This is a genomic window from Comamonas sp. CMM03 (genome assembly GCF_019218715.1).
GTDB classification, from domain to species: domain Bacteria; phylum Pseudomonadota; class Gammaproteobacteria; order Burkholderiales; family Burkholderiaceae_C; genus Comamonas; species Comamonas terrigena.
The window spans coordinates 458,501-475,370 of the sequence record NZ_JAHUXB010000002.1 but is presented as its reverse complement, the minus strand read 5'-3'; the positions used below and the strand labels follow the sequence as shown (position 1 = coordinate 475,370).

14 protein-coding genes are annotated in these 16,870 nt (G+C 66.5%); all 14 read right to left on the bottom strand.

What is annotated here, in order from left to right; genetic code table 11:
- Positions 1-20 precede the first annotated feature (20 nt).
- Positions 21-944, bottom strand: coding sequence for an ABC transporter permease (locus tag KW830_RS09025; RefSeq protein ID WP_066540719.1), 924 nt, complete (start codon positions 942-944; stop codon positions 21-23).
- A gap of 109 nt (positions 945-1,053) precedes the next feature.
- Positions 1,054-2,115: an ABC transporter permease gene (locus KW830_RS09020; protein WP_218332896.1), complete on the bottom strand. Its 1,062-nt coding sequence runs from the start codon at positions 2,113-2,115 to the stop codon at positions 1,054-1,056.
- A 22-nt stretch (positions 2,116-2,137) separates the two neighbouring features.
- The gene (locus tag KW830_RS09015) at positions 2,138-3,715 is read right to left on the bottom strand and encodes an ABC transporter ATP-binding protein (protein ID WP_218332894.1); all 1,578 of its coding nucleotides are present in this window, start codon (positions 3,713-3,715) and stop codon (positions 2,138-2,140) included.
- Positions 3,716-3,919: 204 nt separating this feature from the next.
- Positions 3,920-4,924, bottom strand: coding sequence for a BMP family protein (locus tag KW830_RS09010; RefSeq protein ID WP_066540723.1), 1,005 nt, complete (start codon positions 4,922-4,924; stop codon positions 3,920-3,922).
- 358 nt (positions 4,925-5,282) lie between these two features.
- The gene (gene miaB / locus KW830_RS09005; protein ID WP_218332892.1) at positions 5,283-6,614 is read right to left on the bottom strand and encodes a tRNA (N6-isopentenyl adenosine(37)-C2)-methylthiotransferase MiaB; all 1,332 of its coding nucleotides are present in this window, start codon (positions 6,612-6,614) and stop codon (positions 5,283-5,285) included.
- A gap of 112 nt (positions 6,615-6,726) precedes the next feature.
- On the bottom strand, positions 6,727-7,089 hold the full coding sequence (locus tag KW830_RS09000) for a hypothetical protein (RefSeq protein WP_218332891.1): 363 nt from the start codon (positions 7,087-7,089) through the stop codon (positions 6,727-6,729).
- A gap of 65 nt (positions 7,090-7,154) precedes the next feature.
- The gene (gene fdhD / locus KW830_RS08995; protein ID WP_098066327.1) at positions 7,155-8,075 is read right to left on the bottom strand and encodes a formate dehydrogenase accessory sulfurtransferase FdhD; all 921 of its coding nucleotides are present in this window, start codon (positions 8,073-8,075) and stop codon (positions 7,155-7,157) included.
- Between the two features lie 120 nt (positions 8,076-8,195).
- Positions 8,196-9,143: a formate dehydrogenase accessory protein FdhE gene (gene fdhE / locus KW830_RS08990; RefSeq protein ID WP_218332889.1), complete on the bottom strand. Its 948-nt coding sequence runs from the start codon at positions 9,141-9,143 to the stop codon at positions 8,196-8,198.
- Positions 9,140-9,799: a formate dehydrogenase subunit gamma gene (locus KW830_RS08985; RefSeq protein WP_066540730.1), complete on the bottom strand. Its 660-nt coding sequence runs from the start codon at positions 9,797-9,799 to the stop codon at positions 9,140-9,142. The genes fdhE and KW830_RS08985 overlap by 4 nt, the downstream gene beginning before the upstream one ends.
- Positions 9,796-10,704: a formate dehydrogenase subunit beta gene (gene fdxH / locus KW830_RS08980; RefSeq protein WP_218332888.1), complete on the bottom strand. Its 909-nt coding sequence runs from the start codon at positions 10,702-10,704 to the stop codon at positions 9,796-9,798. The genes KW830_RS08985 and fdxH overlap by 4 nt, the downstream gene beginning before the upstream one ends.
- A gap of 9 nt (positions 10,705-10,713) precedes the next feature.
- Entirely contained in the window at positions 10,714-13,764 is a 3,051-nt protein-coding gene (gene fdnG / locus KW830_RS08975; RefSeq protein ID WP_115594701.1) for a formate dehydrogenase-N subunit alpha, read from the bottom strand.
- Positions 13,765-14,147: 383 nt separating this feature from the next.
- Positions 14,148-15,245, bottom strand: coding sequence for a molybdenum ABC transporter ATP-binding protein (modC, locus tag KW830_RS08970; protein ID WP_218332887.1), 1,098 nt, complete (start codon positions 15,243-15,245; stop codon positions 14,148-14,150).
- The gene (gene modB, locus KW830_RS08965; protein WP_066540738.1) at positions 15,242-15,940 is read right to left on the bottom strand and encodes a molybdate ABC transporter permease subunit; all 699 of its coding nucleotides are present in this window, start codon (positions 15,938-15,940) and stop codon (positions 15,242-15,244) included. Before modB ends, modC begins: the two co-directional genes overlap by 4 nt.
- Positions 15,941-16,064: 124 nt before the next feature.
- Entirely contained in the window at positions 16,065-16,823 is a 759-nt protein-coding gene (gene modA, locus KW830_RS08960; protein ID WP_218332886.1) for a molybdate ABC transporter substrate-binding protein, read from the bottom strand.
- Positions 16,824-16,870: the final 47 nt, after the last annotated feature.

Here is a 16,870-nt window from a genome sequence, read left to right as displayed (position 1 = left end):
ATAGACAGGATGGCGGAGCCTTAGCGTTCGCCCTTGCGGTAGGGCTTCATCAGCGCCTGGGGATAGGCCGCCTTGCGCGCCACCAGCACCAGGGCCAGGATGGACAGCAGATACGGCAGCATCAGATAGAACTGGTAGGGCAGCAGGCCTTCGCCCGACTGCTGCAGGCGCAGCTGCAGGGCATCGAAGAAGGCGAACAGCAGCGCACCCAGCAAGGCCTTGCCCGGTTTCCACGACGCAAACACCACCAGCGCAATGCAGATCCAGCCCCGGCCGTTGATCATGTTGAAGAAGAAGGCGTTGAAGGCCGACAGCGTCAGGAACGCCCCGGCCACGGCCATCAGCGCCGAGCCGGCCACGATGGCCGCAGTGCGCACGGCGATCACCGGGATGCCCTGGCCCTCGGCCGCCAGCGGGTTCTCTCCCACCATGCGTACGGCCAGGCCCGAGGGGGTGCGGAACAGCCACCAGGCCAGCACCGGCACCAGCAGCAGGGCCAGCAGGGTCAGCACCGTCTGCTCGCCCAGGATGGGAATCGGCAGCCAGTCCATGGCCTGGAAGGGCTCGATGGTGGGCGGGGTGTTCACCTTGGGAAAGCTCACGCGGTAGCCGTAGTACGACAGCGCCGTGGCCAGCATGGTGATGCCCAGGCCCGACACGTGCTGCGACAGCGCCAGGCCCACGGTCAGCCAGGCATGCAGCAGACCGCACAGGGCGCCGGTCAGCGCTGCCACCAGCACCCCGGTCCACAGCCCATGGCCGGCATACACGGTGAGCCAGCCGGTGAAGGCGCCGGCCACCATGATGCCTTCGATGCCCAGGTTCAGCACGCCGGCGCGTTCGCACAGCAAAACGCCCAGGGTGCCCAGCAGCAGCGGCGTGGCGGTGCGCAGCACGGCCACCCAGAAGGCGGAGTTCGACAGGATGTCCAGAAATTCGGTCATGCTGCGCACTCCCCGGTGAAATGATCGGAAACGGCGCTGCCTGCGTGCTGGCAGAGCGCCTGGGGGGCCGCAGGGGCCGTCAAGATGAAGTCATGCATGTGCCGGCTCCTCACTTCCAGCGCAAGCGGTACTGCGTCAGCAGACTGGCCACCAGCACCGAGAGCAGCGATGCGGCCACGATCACATCGGCAATCGCATTGGGCACGCCCACCACGCGGCTCATGCTGTCGGCACCCACCTGCATGCCGGCCACAAAAATGGCGGCCGCCACCACACCCAGCGGGTGCAGGCCCGCCAGCATGGCGATCACGATGCCGGCGTAGCCATAGCCGGGCGACATGTCCAGCGTCAGATAGCTGGTGCGTCCGGCCACTTCGATCGCGCCGGCCAGCCCGGCGAGACCGCCGGACAGCAGGGCCACCAGCACCACGGTGCGGGTGACCGGGACACCGGCAAAACTGGCGGCCTTGGCGTTGGCGCCGGCGGCACGGATGTCAAAGCCCGCCGTCGTGCGCTGCAGCAGCAGCCAGGTGAGCACGGCCAGCACCAGGGCCATCAGCAGGCCGGTGTGCAGACGGGTCTGCTCGATCAGGCGCGAGAGTTCCAGGTCCGACTGCAGGGCCACGCTCTGCGGCCAGCCCAGTGCCATCGGGTCTTTCATCGGGCCGTCCAGCAGGTAGGCCACCAGCAGCAGCATCACAAAGTTCAGCAGCAGCGTGGTCACCACCTCGTCCACGCCCAGGCGGGTCTTCATCAGCGCCGGGCCCAGCAGCATGGCGGCGCCGGCCAGGGCAGCGGCCACCAGCATCAGCGGGAACAGCACATAGATGGGCAGCTCCAAGCCGGTGCCGCCATGCATGCCGCCCAAGGCAATGGCCGCCACGGCGCCGGCGTACAGCTGGCCTTCGGCGCCGATGTTGAACAGGCGTGCGCGAAAGGCCACGGCCGCCGCCAGACCGGTCAGGATCAGGGGCACGGCACGGGTCATGGTTTCGCTCAACGCAAACAGCGAGCCGAAAGCACCTTTGAACAGTTCGACATAGGTGGCGCCCACGGGGGCCTTGGCCCACAGCACCAGCAAACCGCTGATGAGCAGGGTGAACACCACGGCACCCAGCGGGGCGGCCACCATGGCGGTTTTGGAAGGGGAAGGTCGTTTTTCTAATCGCATGGGAATGTGCTTTCGCCCGGGTTCAATGGGCACCGGCCATGGCCAGGCCAATGGATGCGCGGCTCCAGTCGGCGTGGGGCCGGGCTTCGGTGAGCGTGCCTTCGTGCATCACGGCAATGCGGTCGCCCAGGGCCAGGACTTCGTCCAGGTCGTCCGAGATCAGCAGCACGGCCGCGCCGGCATCGCGGGCCGCCATCAGCTGCTGCTGCACAAAGTGCACGGCACCGATGTCCAGCCCCCAGGTGGGCTGGTGGGCCACGATCAGGCGGGGGGCTGCGCCGGGCTGGCCGTCCACGCCGGGAGGCAGCAGGGCGCGGCCCAGAATCAGCTTTTGCATATTGCCGCCGGACAGCGCACGGGCGGGCGCATGCAGGCCACCGCCGCGCACGTCAAACGTGGTGCTGACATGCTGGGCGTAGTCCTGTGCAGCTTTGCGCCGGACCCATCCCAGGCGCGAGAACCAGCGGGTGCGCAGGCGCTCGGACACGGCGTTTTCCCACACCGGCAGATCGCCCACCACGCCGGTGCCGTGGCGGTCTTCGGGGATGCGGGCCACGCCCTGGGCCACCAGGGTGACGGGCGACCTGGGCAGGGGCTGGCCCAGGTAGGTCAGCTGTCCGCCGGTGACGGCGCGCACGCCGCACAGCACATCGGCCAGTGCGACCTGGCCGTTTCCGGACACCCCGGCGATGGCGACGATTTCACCGGCTTTCAGCTCCAGCGACACGTTCTTCAGCCGGTCGCGGCTGTCCTTGCCTTTGGCCGGTGCGGAATCCAGCTGGCGCAGGCTGCAGACGCTGTCGCCCACATGCTGGGCCGGGCGGCGTTCGGGCAGCGTGACGGCGTGGCCCACCATCCATTGCGCCAGCTGGGCCTGGGTGCAGCCGGCGGTGGCCGATTCGGCCACCAGCTTGCCATGGCGCAGCACGGCCACGCGGTGCGAGACACGCAGCACCTCGCCGAGCTTGTGGCTGATGAAGATGATGGACAGGCCTTGCGCCACCATCTGGCCCAGGGTGTCGAACAGGGCCTCGCTCTCGGCGGGGGTGAGCACGGCCGTGGGTTCGTCCAGGATCAGGATGCGGGCGCCGCGGTACAGGGCTTTCAGAATCTCGACGCGCTGGCGCTCGCCCACGGACAAGGTGCCCACGCGGGCGTCCGGGTCCACCTGCAGGCCGAATTGCTGCGCCACGTCCAGCAGCCTGCGGCGGGCCCCGGCGGGGTCCAGGCTCAGCCGGGCCAGCGACGTGCCGCCGGCCATGATGTTGTCGAGCACGGAAAGGTTGTCGGCCAGTGCAAAGTGCTGGTGCACCATGCCGATGCCGGCGGCCAGCGCGGCGCGCGGCTGGCCCGGCGGCAGGGGCTGGCCGAACACCTCGATGTGGCCGGCATCGGCCACATAGTGGCCGAACAGAATCGACATCAGCGTGGATTTACCGGCACCGTTCTCGCCCAGCAGCGCGACGATTTCGCCCCGCTGCAACGTGAGCGAGATGGCGTCGTTGGCCACCAGCGTGCCAAAGCGCTTGGTGATGCCCTGCAACTGCAGGACGGTGGGGGGCGTGGAGCCCGGTGGGGTGGATGCGGTCTCAGTGAGCATGTGTGCGGGTGCCATGGCCTGTGCAGGGGCGCGAAGGGGAAGAGCGCGCGGGGTGGCATCAAGGTACAGGCCCGGGGCAGGCTTGTACAGGGCCGAAGTCCCGGACTTGCGCCCGGGAAGAGCAAAGCGGTAGCGCCGACGTGCAGCGAGCCGGTGGTACCGGCTCGCTGCAGGGGCGGTGCGCAGGCTTGCGCGGTCCGGCGCTTACTTGGCCGTGGTCTTGGGCTGGCTGTCGTTGACCTTGACAGTGAACTTGCCGGCCAGGATGTCGGCCTCGCGGGCCTTGACCTTGGCTGCCAGGTCCGCCGGCACCTTCTTCTCGAACGTGCCCAGAGGGGCCAGCGACGAACCCTTGTGCTTCATCATCGAATACGGGCCGTAGTCTTCGGCCTTGTACGTGCCGGCCTTCACGGCCTGGATGGCGCGGTCCACGCTGGGCTCCATGTGCCACAGGGCCGAGGCGACCACGGTGTCGGGGTACTGAGCCTGGGTGTTGATCACGTTGCCGATGGCCAGCTTGCCTTTTTCCTTGGCCGCATCGCTCACGCCAAAGCGCTCGGCGTACAGCACGTCGGCGCCCTTGTCGATCATGGCGAAGGTGGCTTCCTTGGCCTTGGGTGGGTCAAACCAGCTGTTGATGAAGGAGACCGTGAATTCCACCTTGGGGTTCACTTCCTTGGCGCCTTCCATGAAGGCGTGCATCAGGCGGTTCACTTCGGGGATGGGGAAGCCGCCGACCAGACCGATCTTGTTGGACTTGGTCATGCCGCCGGCGATCATGCCGCTCAGGTAGGCAGGTTCCTGGATGTAGTTGTCGAACACGCTGAAGTTGGGGGCCACGGGCTTGCCCGAGGAGCCCATCACGAAGGCGGTCTTGGGGAAGTCCTTGGCCACCTTGCGGGCGGCGGCTTCCACGCCGAATACTTCACCAAACATCAGCTGTGCGCCACCGGTGGCGTACTCGCGCATCACGCGCTCGTAGTCGGCGTTGGCCACGTTCTCGCTGGACTTGTACTCGATCTCGCCACGGGATTCGGCGGCCTTGAGCGCCTGGTGGATGCGGCTGACCCATTGCTGCTCATAGGGGACGGTGTAGACCGCCGCCACCTTGATCTTGGCCTGGGCCATGGCGGAAGCAGGCAGCATGCCGGCCAGTACCAGGGGCAGCGCGGCCAGGCCGCCCTTGATGAGGTTGCGCCGTGTGTTCATAGGAAAGACTCCTTGTGTGTATAGCAGGCCTGCCCCATACCGGAGCAGTCCTGATGTCTAGCAAGTTCCGCACCCAACGGGCGGCTATCTTGCGTCGGAACAGGGCCGCAGGGGACTCCGTGGAATCCCTGGCCGTGCAACGGGCAAGAAAAAGCCGCGAGGGTGTGCATCCACGCGGCGGGGTCATATGGTAGCGCGATTGGCGGGGTGTGCAGGACTGGCCAGCGATGGTCATGTGCTGCACTCGGGATGGCGGTGTGCGCCGGGGGCGATGGCACAGCCGCCGCCGGCGGGTGGGGCTGTGCCGGGCTAGGCCGGGTCGGGCCAAGGGCGCTGGGGCCCGGCACCGGCCGGGCGGTCAGCTGCGCACCAGCACTTCGCCGCGCAGGGTGTAGGTCTTGGCTTCGGTGACGCGAACGTCCACCATCTGGCCGATCAGGCGCTCGTTGCCGGGGAAGTTGACCACGCGGTTGCATTCGGTGCGGCCCATCAGCTCGCTGCCGTCGCGCTTGCTCAGCCCTTCGACCAGCAGGCGCTGCACCGTGCCCACGCGCTCCTCGCTGATTTCCTTGATGTTCTGGTTGATGACGGCCTGCAGCTCCTGCAGACGGCGCAGCTTCACATCGTGGGGGGTGTCGTCGTGCAGGTTGGCGGCCGGCGTGCCGGGGCGGGGGCTGAAGATGAAGCTGAAGCTGTTGTCAAAGCGGACGTCGTGGATCAGCTTCATCATCTTCTGGAAGTCGTCTTCGGTCTCGCCAGGGAAGCCGACGATGAAGTCGCTGCTCATCGCCAGATCCGGACGGATGGCGCGCAGCTTGCGGATGGTGCTCTTGTACTCCATGGCCGTGTAGCCGCGCTTCATGGCCATCAGGATCTTGTCGCTGCCGTGCTGCACGGGCAGGTGCAGGTGGCTGACCAGCTGGGGCAGCTTGGCGTAGGCCTCGATCAGGCGGGGCGTGAACTCGTTCGGGTGGCTGGTGGTGAAGCGGATGCGTTCGATGCCGGGGATCTCGGCCACATACTCCAGCAGCAGCGCAAAGTCGGCGATTTCGGTGGTGTCGCCCATCTTGCCCAGGTAGGCGTTCACGTTCTGGCCCAGCAGCGTGACTTCCTTCACACCCTGGTCGGCCAGGCCGGCGACTTCCACCAGCACGTCTTCGAACGGGCGGCTGACTTCTTCACCGCGCGTGTAGGGCACGACGCAGTAGCTGCAGTATTTGGAGCAGCCTTCCATGATGGACACAAAGGCCGAGGCACCTTCCACGCGGGCAGGCGGCAGGTGGTCGAACTTCTCGATTTCGGGGAAGGAAATGTCCACCTGGGGCTTGGCCTTGGCGGCGCGCGCGTTCAGCAGATCGGGCAGGCGGTGCAGGGTCTGGGGGCCGAACACCACGTCCACATAGGGGGCGCGCTTGATGATTTCTTCGCCTTCCTGGCTGGCCACACAACCGCCCACACCAATCAGCACGCCTTTTTCCTTCAGGTGCTTGAAGCGGCCCAGGTCGGAGAACACCTTCTCCTGTGCCTTTTCCCGCACCGAGCAGGTGTTGAACAGGATCAGGTCGGCCTGCTCCGGGTCGTCCGTGGATTCATAGCCCTGGGCAGCACCCAGCACGTCCGCCATCTTGTCCGAGTCGTACTCGTTCATCTGGCAGCCAAAGGTTTTGATAAAGACTTTTTTCGTGGTCATGGCAGTGGGGCGGCCGCAGAGGTCATGGCCTGTGCGCCTTGAAGAAAACCATCCACCGGCACCATTGCAGGGCGCAGGCGGCAGTCAGAAAGAAAAAAGAAGCGGGTGGGGCTCAGCGCTGGCTGGGCAGCTTGGCCTGGACTTCTTCCGGGGTCAGGATCCAGGCCTGGGACAGCCACTGGGTGCTGGGCTCGATCACATAGTTCACAGCGAACTTCTGGCCTTGCAGCGTGTGGGCAAGGACCAACTGGTTCCTGGCATTGAACAGGCGAAAGTCCGGCGTGGTGCGGATCTTCTTGCCGTTGAGCGCGACCTCGGGCATGGCCGAGATCAGCAGTTCGCCGCGCTGGGCGGTATCGGGGAAGCTGCGCGCAGCGTCGGGGTAGGTGCGTGCATGGGCCGCAGGCACGGCCATGCCGCCGAGCAGGGCACAGGCCAGGGCGGCAGCAGAAAAAACAGTGGAACAGCGGGTCATGGTGTACATCCAGGGGCTGAAGCCTCCATTGTACGAAGCCGCCGCTTTCACAGTGCGCTGCCGGGTCAAGTCGCCGGGGAGGCCACTGCCAGCGGTGGCAGGCCGGCGCCTGCGGCATACAGCACGGCCTGGGGCGGGCGGCACAGCCCCCAGAAGCGCAATCCGGTCAGCTCGGCCATGCGCACGCCCATGGCGGTGGGGGCCGAGATGGTGGCCAGTGCGGCGACTCCCAGCTTGGCGCATTTGCGCACCAGTTCGTGGCTGCCCCGGCTGGACAGCACCACGAAACCCGGTTCGCCCAGGTGGCCGCTGCGGGCCAGCCGGCCCAGCAGCTTGTCGAGTGCGTTGTGGCGGCCCACATCCTCCAGCACATCGTGCAACTGCCCGTCCGGCGTGGCCCATCCGGCCGCGTGGATGGCGCCGGCCTGGGTGTTGAGCACCTGCTTGGCCGACAGCGCGTCGATGGCTCGGCATACCGTGGGCAGATCCACCCGGGCCAGCCAGTCGTGTGCCGGCAGCGGGGCAAAGTCCAGGTCCAGGGCGGCAAAGCTTTCCACGCCGCAGACCCCGCAGCCGGTGCGCCCGGTCATGCTGCGGCGGTGGTCCTTGAGGCGGGCAAAGCAGCGGGAGGAGATGTCCAGTTGCACTTCCACCCCGTCCATGCCGGGGGGCAGGCCTGCGGCGGAGGCGGCCACCGGTGTGACGTCGATGCCATAGCAATCGGCGGTGCTGTCCAGAATGCCTTCGCTCAGGGCAAAACCCAGGGCAAAGTCTTCCAGGTCCAGGGGCGTGGCCATCATCACTGCGTGCGAGATACCGTTGAACACCAGGGCAATCGGCACCTCGCTGGCCAGCACGCGCTCTTGCGCGCGCAGGCCGTCCTGCAGATGGTGGCGCTCCACGGGGACGTGGCGGATGGCAGGGAGGACGAGGGGGGCACCGTCTGGTGGAACCAGGGGGCAGGTGCCGGCGGCAGTGTCGGTCATGGCTGCCATTATCGATTCAGCCCTACAAACTGTCCCGGGCAAGGACGGTCTGCAGGGCTGTGGGGGCGCAGAAGGCACGCAGAAAGCGGACAGCAGGTGGGCCGAGGGTGGAAGGGTGAATCAGGCCAGCGGCGGCAGCATCAGCGGGTTGATGCCGCTGCGCACCAGGTCCTGCGCTTCCATCTCGGCGTCCAGGGCCAGGCTGGCCAGGTCATCGGCCACCAGTTCCAGCTGGTGGTCGGCCTGTAGGTAGAAGGCCTTGAGGTAGCTGTGGCAGTCGCCGCAGCTCTCGGCCTTGATGGCGGCTTTTTCGTCTTCCAGGCACCAGTAGTCCAGCTTGCCGGTGGCATCGCAGCTGGTGCAGGTGGTGCGCACCACATGCCACTGCGTCTCGCACAGGCTGCATTGCAGGTAGCGCAGGCCGGCCTGGGCACCGCCCAGCACCAGGCTGCCGGCGGGGGCGTGGCCGCACACGGGGCAGTCGTGGCGGTGGGCGCCCAGCTCGGCCATGCCGCTGCCGGGCAGCTGGCTGGCCAGCTGGCGCCAGTACAGCGACAGGGCGCTGTGCAGCAGCTGGGCGACGCCCGCGTCGGGCAATTCGGCGCCATTGGCCGGTTCGTCGCCGCGCAGCATGGCCAGCAAGGCACTGGCCCAGCGGTTGCGCTGGCCGCTGTCGGCCGCGCGCAGCGCTGCCAGGGCCTGCTGGATGGGCGCGCCCTGCATGCTGGCGGGCGACGCCAGCTGGGCCAGCAAGCCGTCCAGCAGCTGCAGCCAATGGGCAGAACGCTGCAGGCAGTGACTGTGCAGCGGGGCATGGGACTGGCGCAGGGCCTCGGCCAGACCGTGCACTTCGGCGGCGCTCAGGGGCGTGGCCTCGGCCGCAGCCTGCTGGGCGCCGACCAGGTCGGCGGCCCACAGCAGGTAGTCGGCCATGGCGTGGCCATCCGCCAGCTGGCGCAGGCGCGCGGCCCGCCGGGCGTAGGGCCGTGTGGCATCGGGCAGGCGCACCGGGGCGATGTATTCCACGCCCGGCGAGCGTTCCGATTCAGGGACGATGCGGATGCTCATCGTGCCGGCCTCGCAGTCTTCTTCTTGCCGGGAGCCTTGGCGCTGATCTGTGCATGCCAGCGGTCATGGTGGGCCTTGGCCCAGGCATGGCTGACATAGCCGGTCACCATGCCGCGGATCGAGCCCTTCACCCAGAAGGCCAGGTAGATGTGGCCAATGATCAGCAGCATCAGGCCCACGCCGGCGACCGCGTGCAGCAGCAGGGCCACGCGCAGCACCGGGATAGGGAACAGGTGGGCGAAATAGGCGCGCCAGATCACCAGCCCGGTGAGCAGCAGCGCGCAGATCAGGCCCATGATCCCCCAGAACATGAGCTTCTGGCCAGCGTTGTACTTGCCGACGCGCAGCGGCTTGCTGTGATCGCCGGCCACCACGGACTTGACGTTTTCCAGCCAGAGGCGGTCTTCCTTTTCAGGCAGGTTGTATTTCACAAACCGGATGAACAGGTAGACCAGGGCCACGAACACCACGATGCCGAAGAAAGGGTGCAGCAGGCGGGCCATCTGCGGCGTGCCGAACACGCCGTTGAGCCAGTTCAGGCTGGGAAACAGCCAGGACAGGCCCGACATGGCCACCAGGAAGAAGCAGGTCACCATGGCCCAGTGGCACAGGCGATCGGGCAGCGGGGTGCGCAAAATCATGCGGTCTTTTTTCATGCCTTCTCTCCCTTCTTGGCGTGGTCATGCTCCTCGTCTTCATCCTCATCGACCTCGTTGGGGCCGGTACTGATGTAGTGGGCGGCAGCGCCGGCCAGTGCCGTGACAAAGCCGATGGCCGCCAGCGGCTTGAACCAGCCCTTCCAGCCTTCCACCACGCCGCTGATGTGGGGGTCCTTGGGCAGCTTGTGGTAGAGCTCCGGCTGGTCGGCATGGTGCAGCACGTACATCACGTGGGTGCCGCCCACGCCGGGCGGGTTGTAGACGCCAGCGTTCTCTACGCCGCGGCTCTTCATTTCCTGCACGCGGCCTTCGGCCTTGTGCAGCATGTCGTCCTTGGCGCCGAAGCTGATCGCCCCGGTGGGGCAGGTCTTGACGCAGGCAGGCTCCTGGCCCACGGCAACGCGATCGGAACACAAGGTGCACTTGTAGGCCTTGCTGTCTTCCTTGCTGATGCGGGGCACGTTGAACGGGCAGCCGGCCACGCAGTAGCCGCAGCCAATGCAGTGCTCGGACTGGAAGTCCACGATGCCGTTGGCGTACTGCACGATGGCGCCGGGCTGGGGGCAGGCCTTGAGGCAGCCGGGGTCTTCACAGTGCATGCAGCCGTCCTTGCGAATCAGCCACTCCAGCTTGCCCTTTTCGTTGACATGCTCGTCAAAGCGCATCAGCGTCCAGCTCTGGGGCGAGAGGTCGCGCGGGTTGTCGTAGACGCCGAAGTTCTCGCCCACGTCGTCACGCAGATCATTCCATTCGCTGCAGGCAACCTGGCAAGCCTTGCAGCCGATGCAGATGCTCACGTCGATCAGCTTGGCGACCTCGTCCTTGTGGTCGCGTGCATGGGCGGCCGGCGTGAGGTCGTTGGTGGCCGAGCGCCGCACGATATCTTGGGATTGCATACTCATGGGCGCGCCTTATGCTTTTTCGATGTTGACCAGAAAGGCCTTGAACTCGGGGGTCTGGGCATTGGCGTCCCCGATGCCGGGGCTCAGCGTGTTGGCCAGATAGCCCTTGCGCGTGGTGCCTTCGTAGCCCCAGTGGCAGGGAATGCCGATCTGCTCGATCTCCTGGCCATCGACCTGCAGCGTCATCACGCGCTTGGTCACCACGGCCTTGCCCTTGATGTGGCCGCGCTTGCTGGAGACGCGGATCATGTCGCCGGCCTTGATGCCTTTCTTGTCGGCCAGCTTTTCCGAGAGTTCGATGAACTGTTCGGGCTGGACGATGGCGTTCAGGCGCGAGTGCTTGGTCCAGTGGCGGAACATCTCGGTGATCGAGTAGGTCGTGGCCACATAGGGGAACTGCTCGCGCGAGCCCATGCGGGCGGCATCGTCGGCAAAGACGCGCGCCACGGGGCTCTTGCTGACCTGGGGGTGCAGCGGGTTGGCGGCCAGCGGGCTTTCGGTGGGTTCGTAGTGCTCAGGGAAGGGACCGTCGTTCATGCCCTTGAGCGAGAACAGGCGGCCCAGACCGTCGGGCTGCATGATGAAGGGGCTGACGCCGCTGTTCGGCGCTGCCGTCAGCGGGTAGTCGGGCACGTCCGCGCCGCCCCATTTCTTGCCGTCCCAGTGCAGGATCTGGCGCTTGGGATCCCAGGGCTTGCCCGAGGGATCGGCCGAGGCGCGGTTGTACAGCACGCGGCGGTTGGCCGGCCAGGCCCAGGCCCAGCCGGGGGTGTTGCCATGTCCGGTGTCGGTGTTGTCGCGGCGCGCCATCTGGTTGCCGGCTTCGGTCCACGAACCGGCAAAGATCCAGCAGTAGCTCGCGGTGGTGCCGTCATCGCGCAGCATGCCGAAATCGGACAGCAGCGATCCCTTCTTGGCGATCAGCTTGCCGCTGTCGTCGTACAGGTCCGCCAGCGCATAGCCGTTGGTTTCCTTGGCCACTTCCTCGGGGTGCGGATCGTAGGGGTTGTGGTATTGCCAGCGCGTGTTCATCAGCGGCGCCGGGTTGGCACCGCCTTCCTTGGCGTACAGCTCGCGCAGCTTCATGAAGATGCCGCCCAGAATGCGGCCGTCATGGCGCGCCTCGAACGGCGGCTCCTGTGCGGCCCAGTGCCACTGCAGCCAGCGGCCGGAGTTGACGATGGTGCCGTTTTCCTCGGCAAAGCACGACGAGGGCAGGCGGAACACCGTGGTCTGGATCTGGGAGGGGTCCACGTCGTTGAATTCGCCGTGGTTCTTCCAGAAGGTGGAGGTCTCGGTCTGCAGCGGGTCGATGATGACCAGGAACTTGAGCTTGGACAGAGCGTCGCGGATCTTGCCGGAGTCGGGCATGGCCGCCACCGGGTTGAAGCCCTGGGCGATGTAGCCGTTGACCTTGCCGCGGTACATCAGATCGAAGTAGGCCAGCATGTCGTAGCTGCGGTCCCACTTGGGCAGCCAGTCGTAGCCCCAGCTGTTCTCGCGCGTGGCATGGTCGCCGTACAGGTCCTTCATCAGGCTGACGAAGAACTTGGGCGTGTTCTTCCAGAAGTTGACCTGGCCGGGCAGATCGGCCTGCGGCGTGGACTCCTTCAGGTAGTCGTCGATGGTCTGCTGCTGGTCGGTCGGCAGGTTCAGGTAACCGGGCAGACGCGTGGAGAGCAGGCCCAGGTCGGTATAGCCCTGGATGTTGGAGTGACCGCGCAGCGCATTCACGCCGCCTCCGGCCATGCCGATGTTGCCCAGCAGCAGCTGGATCATGGCCGAGCCGCGGATGATCTGGGCGCCCGCCGTGTGGTGGGTCCAGCCCAGTGCGTACAGGAAGGTCGCGGTGCGGTCGGGCACGCAGGTGCTGGCCAGTTGCTCGCACACATGCAGAAAGTCTTCGACCTGGGTGCCGGTGATGGTGTTCACCATCTCGGGCGTGTAGCGCTCCACATGCTTCTTCAGCAGGTTCAGCACGCAGCGCGGGTGCTGCAGCGTCAGGTCCTGCAGCGCATGACCCTGGGCATCGCGCTCGTAGGTCCAGCTGCTCTTGTCGTAGCTCTTCTTGTCGGCGTTGTAGCCGCTGAACAGGCCTTCTTCGAAGCTGTAGTCCTCGCGCACGATCAGGCTGGCGTTGGTGTAGGCCTTGACGTATTCGTGCTGGATCTTGTCGTGCTGCAGCAGGTAGTTGACGATGCCCATCAAGAAGGCCGCGTCGGAGCCGGCGCGGATCGGGGCGTAGAAATCCGCCACCGACGCGGTGCGGTTGAAGCGCGGATCCACCACCATCAGATGGGCTTTGTTGTGGATCTTGGCTTCGATGGCCCACTTGAAGCCCACGGGGTGGGCTTCCGCCGGGTTGCCGCCCATGACCAGAATCACGTTGGCGTTCTTGATGTCCACCCAGTGGTTGGTCATCGCCCCGCGGCCGAACGAGGGCGCCAGGGCCGACACCGTGGGGCCGTGGCACAGGCGCGCCTGGCAGTCGAAGCCGACCATGCCCAGTGCGCGCGCAAAGCGGAAGTCCAGCACGCCGGTTTCGTTGGATGCGGCCGACGAGGCCAGCATGCCGGTGCTGAGCCAGCGGTTGACCACCTGGCCCTTCTCGTTCTTCTCGATGAAGTTGGCGTCGCGGTCGTCCTTGAGCAGGCGGGCGATGCGCTCGTTGGCTTCGTCCCAGCTGATGCGCTTCCACTCGTTGGTGCCGGCTTCGCGCACCTCGGGGTACTTCAGGCGCTGGTCGGAGTGGATGTAGTCGAGTGCCCCCGCGCCCTTGGGGCACAGCGAGCCGCGGCTGACCGGGTGGTCCGGGTCACCTTCGATGTGGAAGATCTTGGCCTTGGCGTTTTTGGCGCCGTCGCCCAGGCTGTACATCAGCATGCCGCAGCCGACCGAGCAATAGGTGCAGTTGTTGCGGGTTTCCTTGGCGCGCAGCAGCTTGTACTGGCGGGGCAGGGTGGCCATGGCCACCGAGGGGGCAAAGCCCAGGGCTGCAGCCGTCGCACCGGCCGCACCGGCGCCACAGAGCTTGAAGAATCTTCTTCTGCCGTGATTCATCGTGATTCGTTTTTCTTCAACCGCGCTCCCATGACCATGGAGGGCGTTAGGTTTGCAGGCGCGGCATGCATGCGCCTGGTGAGCCGGGGGGACAGCCCGGACTCGAAGCCTCGACCTTGACGATTGCCCACGCATTGCCGGACCTCACGGGCCACGTCGAATGTTGAGGGGTGCCAATGGCAAGCAATTGAACCGGTGCGGCAGGCGCCGGTTCGCAAAGCGAGGAATTGCGTGAAGACCCTCAAGTCTTCATGTCATCCAGTTCCTACAAGGAGACGGGAAGGCACGCGAATCTATTCACCTCACACCTTGATGTCCAGCAAACATGAGCGCAAGCCTCGGGTATGCATTCCCCGCGCGCACGGTCACCGCAATGCATGCACTCAATCCAGCAGGGCCACACCCTTGACCTGGGCCCAGGCGGATTGGCCGGCGCACAGGCCCATCTGTTGCACCGAATGCTGGCTCAGCCGGGCCAGCAGCATGGTGGCGCCAGCCTGCAGCTGCAGCATGGCGTAGCCCGGGGCTTCGGGCTGGATGGCGGCTATCTGCACCGGCAGCACATTGAGAATGCTGGAATACGCGGGTGGCACCAGCGCCACACTCACGTCCCGCGCCTGGATGCGCAGGCGCACCGCCGTGCCGGGGGCGCGAGCCTGGGTGCCGACCAGGCGCAGCTGGCCACCGTCGAACTGCGCCGTGGTCAGGTGGTCGCTGGCGTCGTGTTGCGTGACCGTGGCGGGCACCACGGCCGCTGCCGTGTCCCCGTGGGCCAGGGGCAGGTCCAGGCGTGCCAGCAGTTGGGCCGTGTGGCCTTCGGCCACCACCCGGCCGGCGCGCAGCAGCACCAGGTGGCTGGCCAGGCGTGCCACCTCGTCCAGCGAATGGCTGATGTAGAGCACCGGAATGTCCAGGTGGGCCTGCAGACGGTCCAGATAGGGCAGCACCTCGGCCTTGCGTTCGGCATCCAGCGCCGAGAGCGGCTCGTCCATCAGCAGCACGCGCGGGCTGGTGGCCAGGGCCCGGGCGATGGCCACGCGCTGGCGTTCGCCGCCGGACAAGGTGGATGGCTTGCGCGGCAGCAGCGGTGCAATGCCCAGCAGCTCGATCACCTGCTCCAGCGCCACACGCTGGCGGGCAGCCGGGGTGCGGCGCAGGCCGTAGCGGATGTTGTCCTCGGCCGTGAGGTGGGGGAACAGGCTGGCTTCCTGGAACACATAGCCCAGGGCGCGCTGGTGCGTGGGCAGCCAATGCTGGGCCGCGTCGTCCTGCCAGACATCGCCGTTCACGGTGACGCGGCCATGCGCGCGCTCCAGCCCGGCGATGCTGCGCAGCAAGGTGGTCTTGCCGCAGCCGGATGGGCCGAACAGGGCCGTGACGCCCTGACCGGGCAGGTTGAGCTGTACATCCAGTGCAAAGTCGGCGCGCTGCAGTTGCAGGTGGGCCGCAATGCTGCGGTCGTTGGAGTGGGGCGCGGTCATAGTGGAGAGGCGTGGCGGTGTTCGCGCGGCTGCAGCCAGCTCAACAGCACCAGTACCACAAAGGCAAAGGCGACCATGCCGCCGGCCAGCCAGTGGGCCTGGGCGTATTCCATGGCTTCCACATGGTCGTAGATCTGCACCGACACCACGCGGGTCACGCCGGGGATGTTGCCGCCCAGCATCAGCACGATGCCGAATTCACCCACGGTGTGGGCAAAGCTCAGCACGGCGGCGGTGATGAAGCCGGGCCGTGCCAGCGGCAGGGCCACGGTGAAGAAGCGGTCCAGCCGGCTGGCGCCCAGTGTGGCCGCCACTTCCAGAGGGCGGTTGCCGATGGACTCGAAGGCGCGCTGCAGCGGCTGCACGGCAAACGGCAGCGAGTACACGACCGAGCCCACCACAAGCCCGGGGAAGGTGAAAGGCAGGCGCCCCAGGCCCAGGGCCTCGGTCAGCTGGCCGATGGGGCCGTGGGGCCCCATGGTGACCAGCAGATAGAAACCGATCACCGTGGGCGGCAGCACCAGCGGCAGTGCCACCACGGCACCGATGGGCCCACGCCAGCGCGAGCGCGTGTGTGCCAGCCACCAGGCCAGCGGCGTGGTCAGCACCAGCAGCAGCACGGTGGTGACGCTGGCGAGCTCCAGCGTCAGGCGGATGGCGGCCCAGTCTTCCGGGCTGAGGTGGGGTGTGTTCACGGCATGGCGGCAGAAAGCCGCACTATATAAAAACCAAAGGGGCGCTGTCCCGGCGCAGGTGGCCAGGACAGCGGGATCCCCTTATGTGGAAACCCGCGCGGTGCGCGCAGGTGCACTGTGGTGCTTAGAAGGCGTAGCCATAGGACTTGATGATGGCGCGGGCCTTGTCGCCCTTGAGGTAGTCCATCAGCGCCTTGGCGGCGGCATTGTCCTTGGCGCTGTTCAGCACGATGGCGTCCTGGCGGATGGGCTCGTGCATGGAGGCGGGAACGATCCAGGCCGAGCCTTCACGGATCTTGCCGTCTTCCATCACCTGGGACAGCGCCACAAAGCCCAGTTGCGCATTGCCGCTGGCGGCGAACTGGTAGGTCTGGCCGATGTTCTCGCCCAGCACGGTCTTGGGCTGCACCTGGGCGGTGAGGCCCAGCTTGCCCAGGGTTTCCATGGCAGCCAGGCCGTAAGGGGCCAGCTTGGGATTGGCGATGGCAATGTGCTGCCAGTCATTGCGCTGGAGCACGGCACCCTTGTCGTCCACATAGCCTGCCTGCTTGCTCCACAGCACCAGCTGGCCGATGGCATAGGTGAAGCGGCTGGCGTCCACGCCCTTGCCTTCCTTGGCGATCTTTTCGGGCGTGGTGTCATCCGCAGCCAGCAGAATGCCAAACGGTGCACCGTTGCTGATCTGGGCGTAGAACTTGCCGGTGGCCCCAAACGACAGCACGGCCTTGTGGCCCGTGTCCTTCTCGAACTGGGCAGCAATCTTCTGCATCGGGGCGGTGAAGTTGGCGGCCACAGCCACGGACACTTCGTCGGCGTGGGCCGCACCGGCCAGCAGCACCGCACAAGCGAGGGTCAGGTGGCGCAGAGGGAAAGACTGGGACATGGTTCGCTATTCTTTATTTGAATAGCGAGAAGTATAGCCATCCCGTC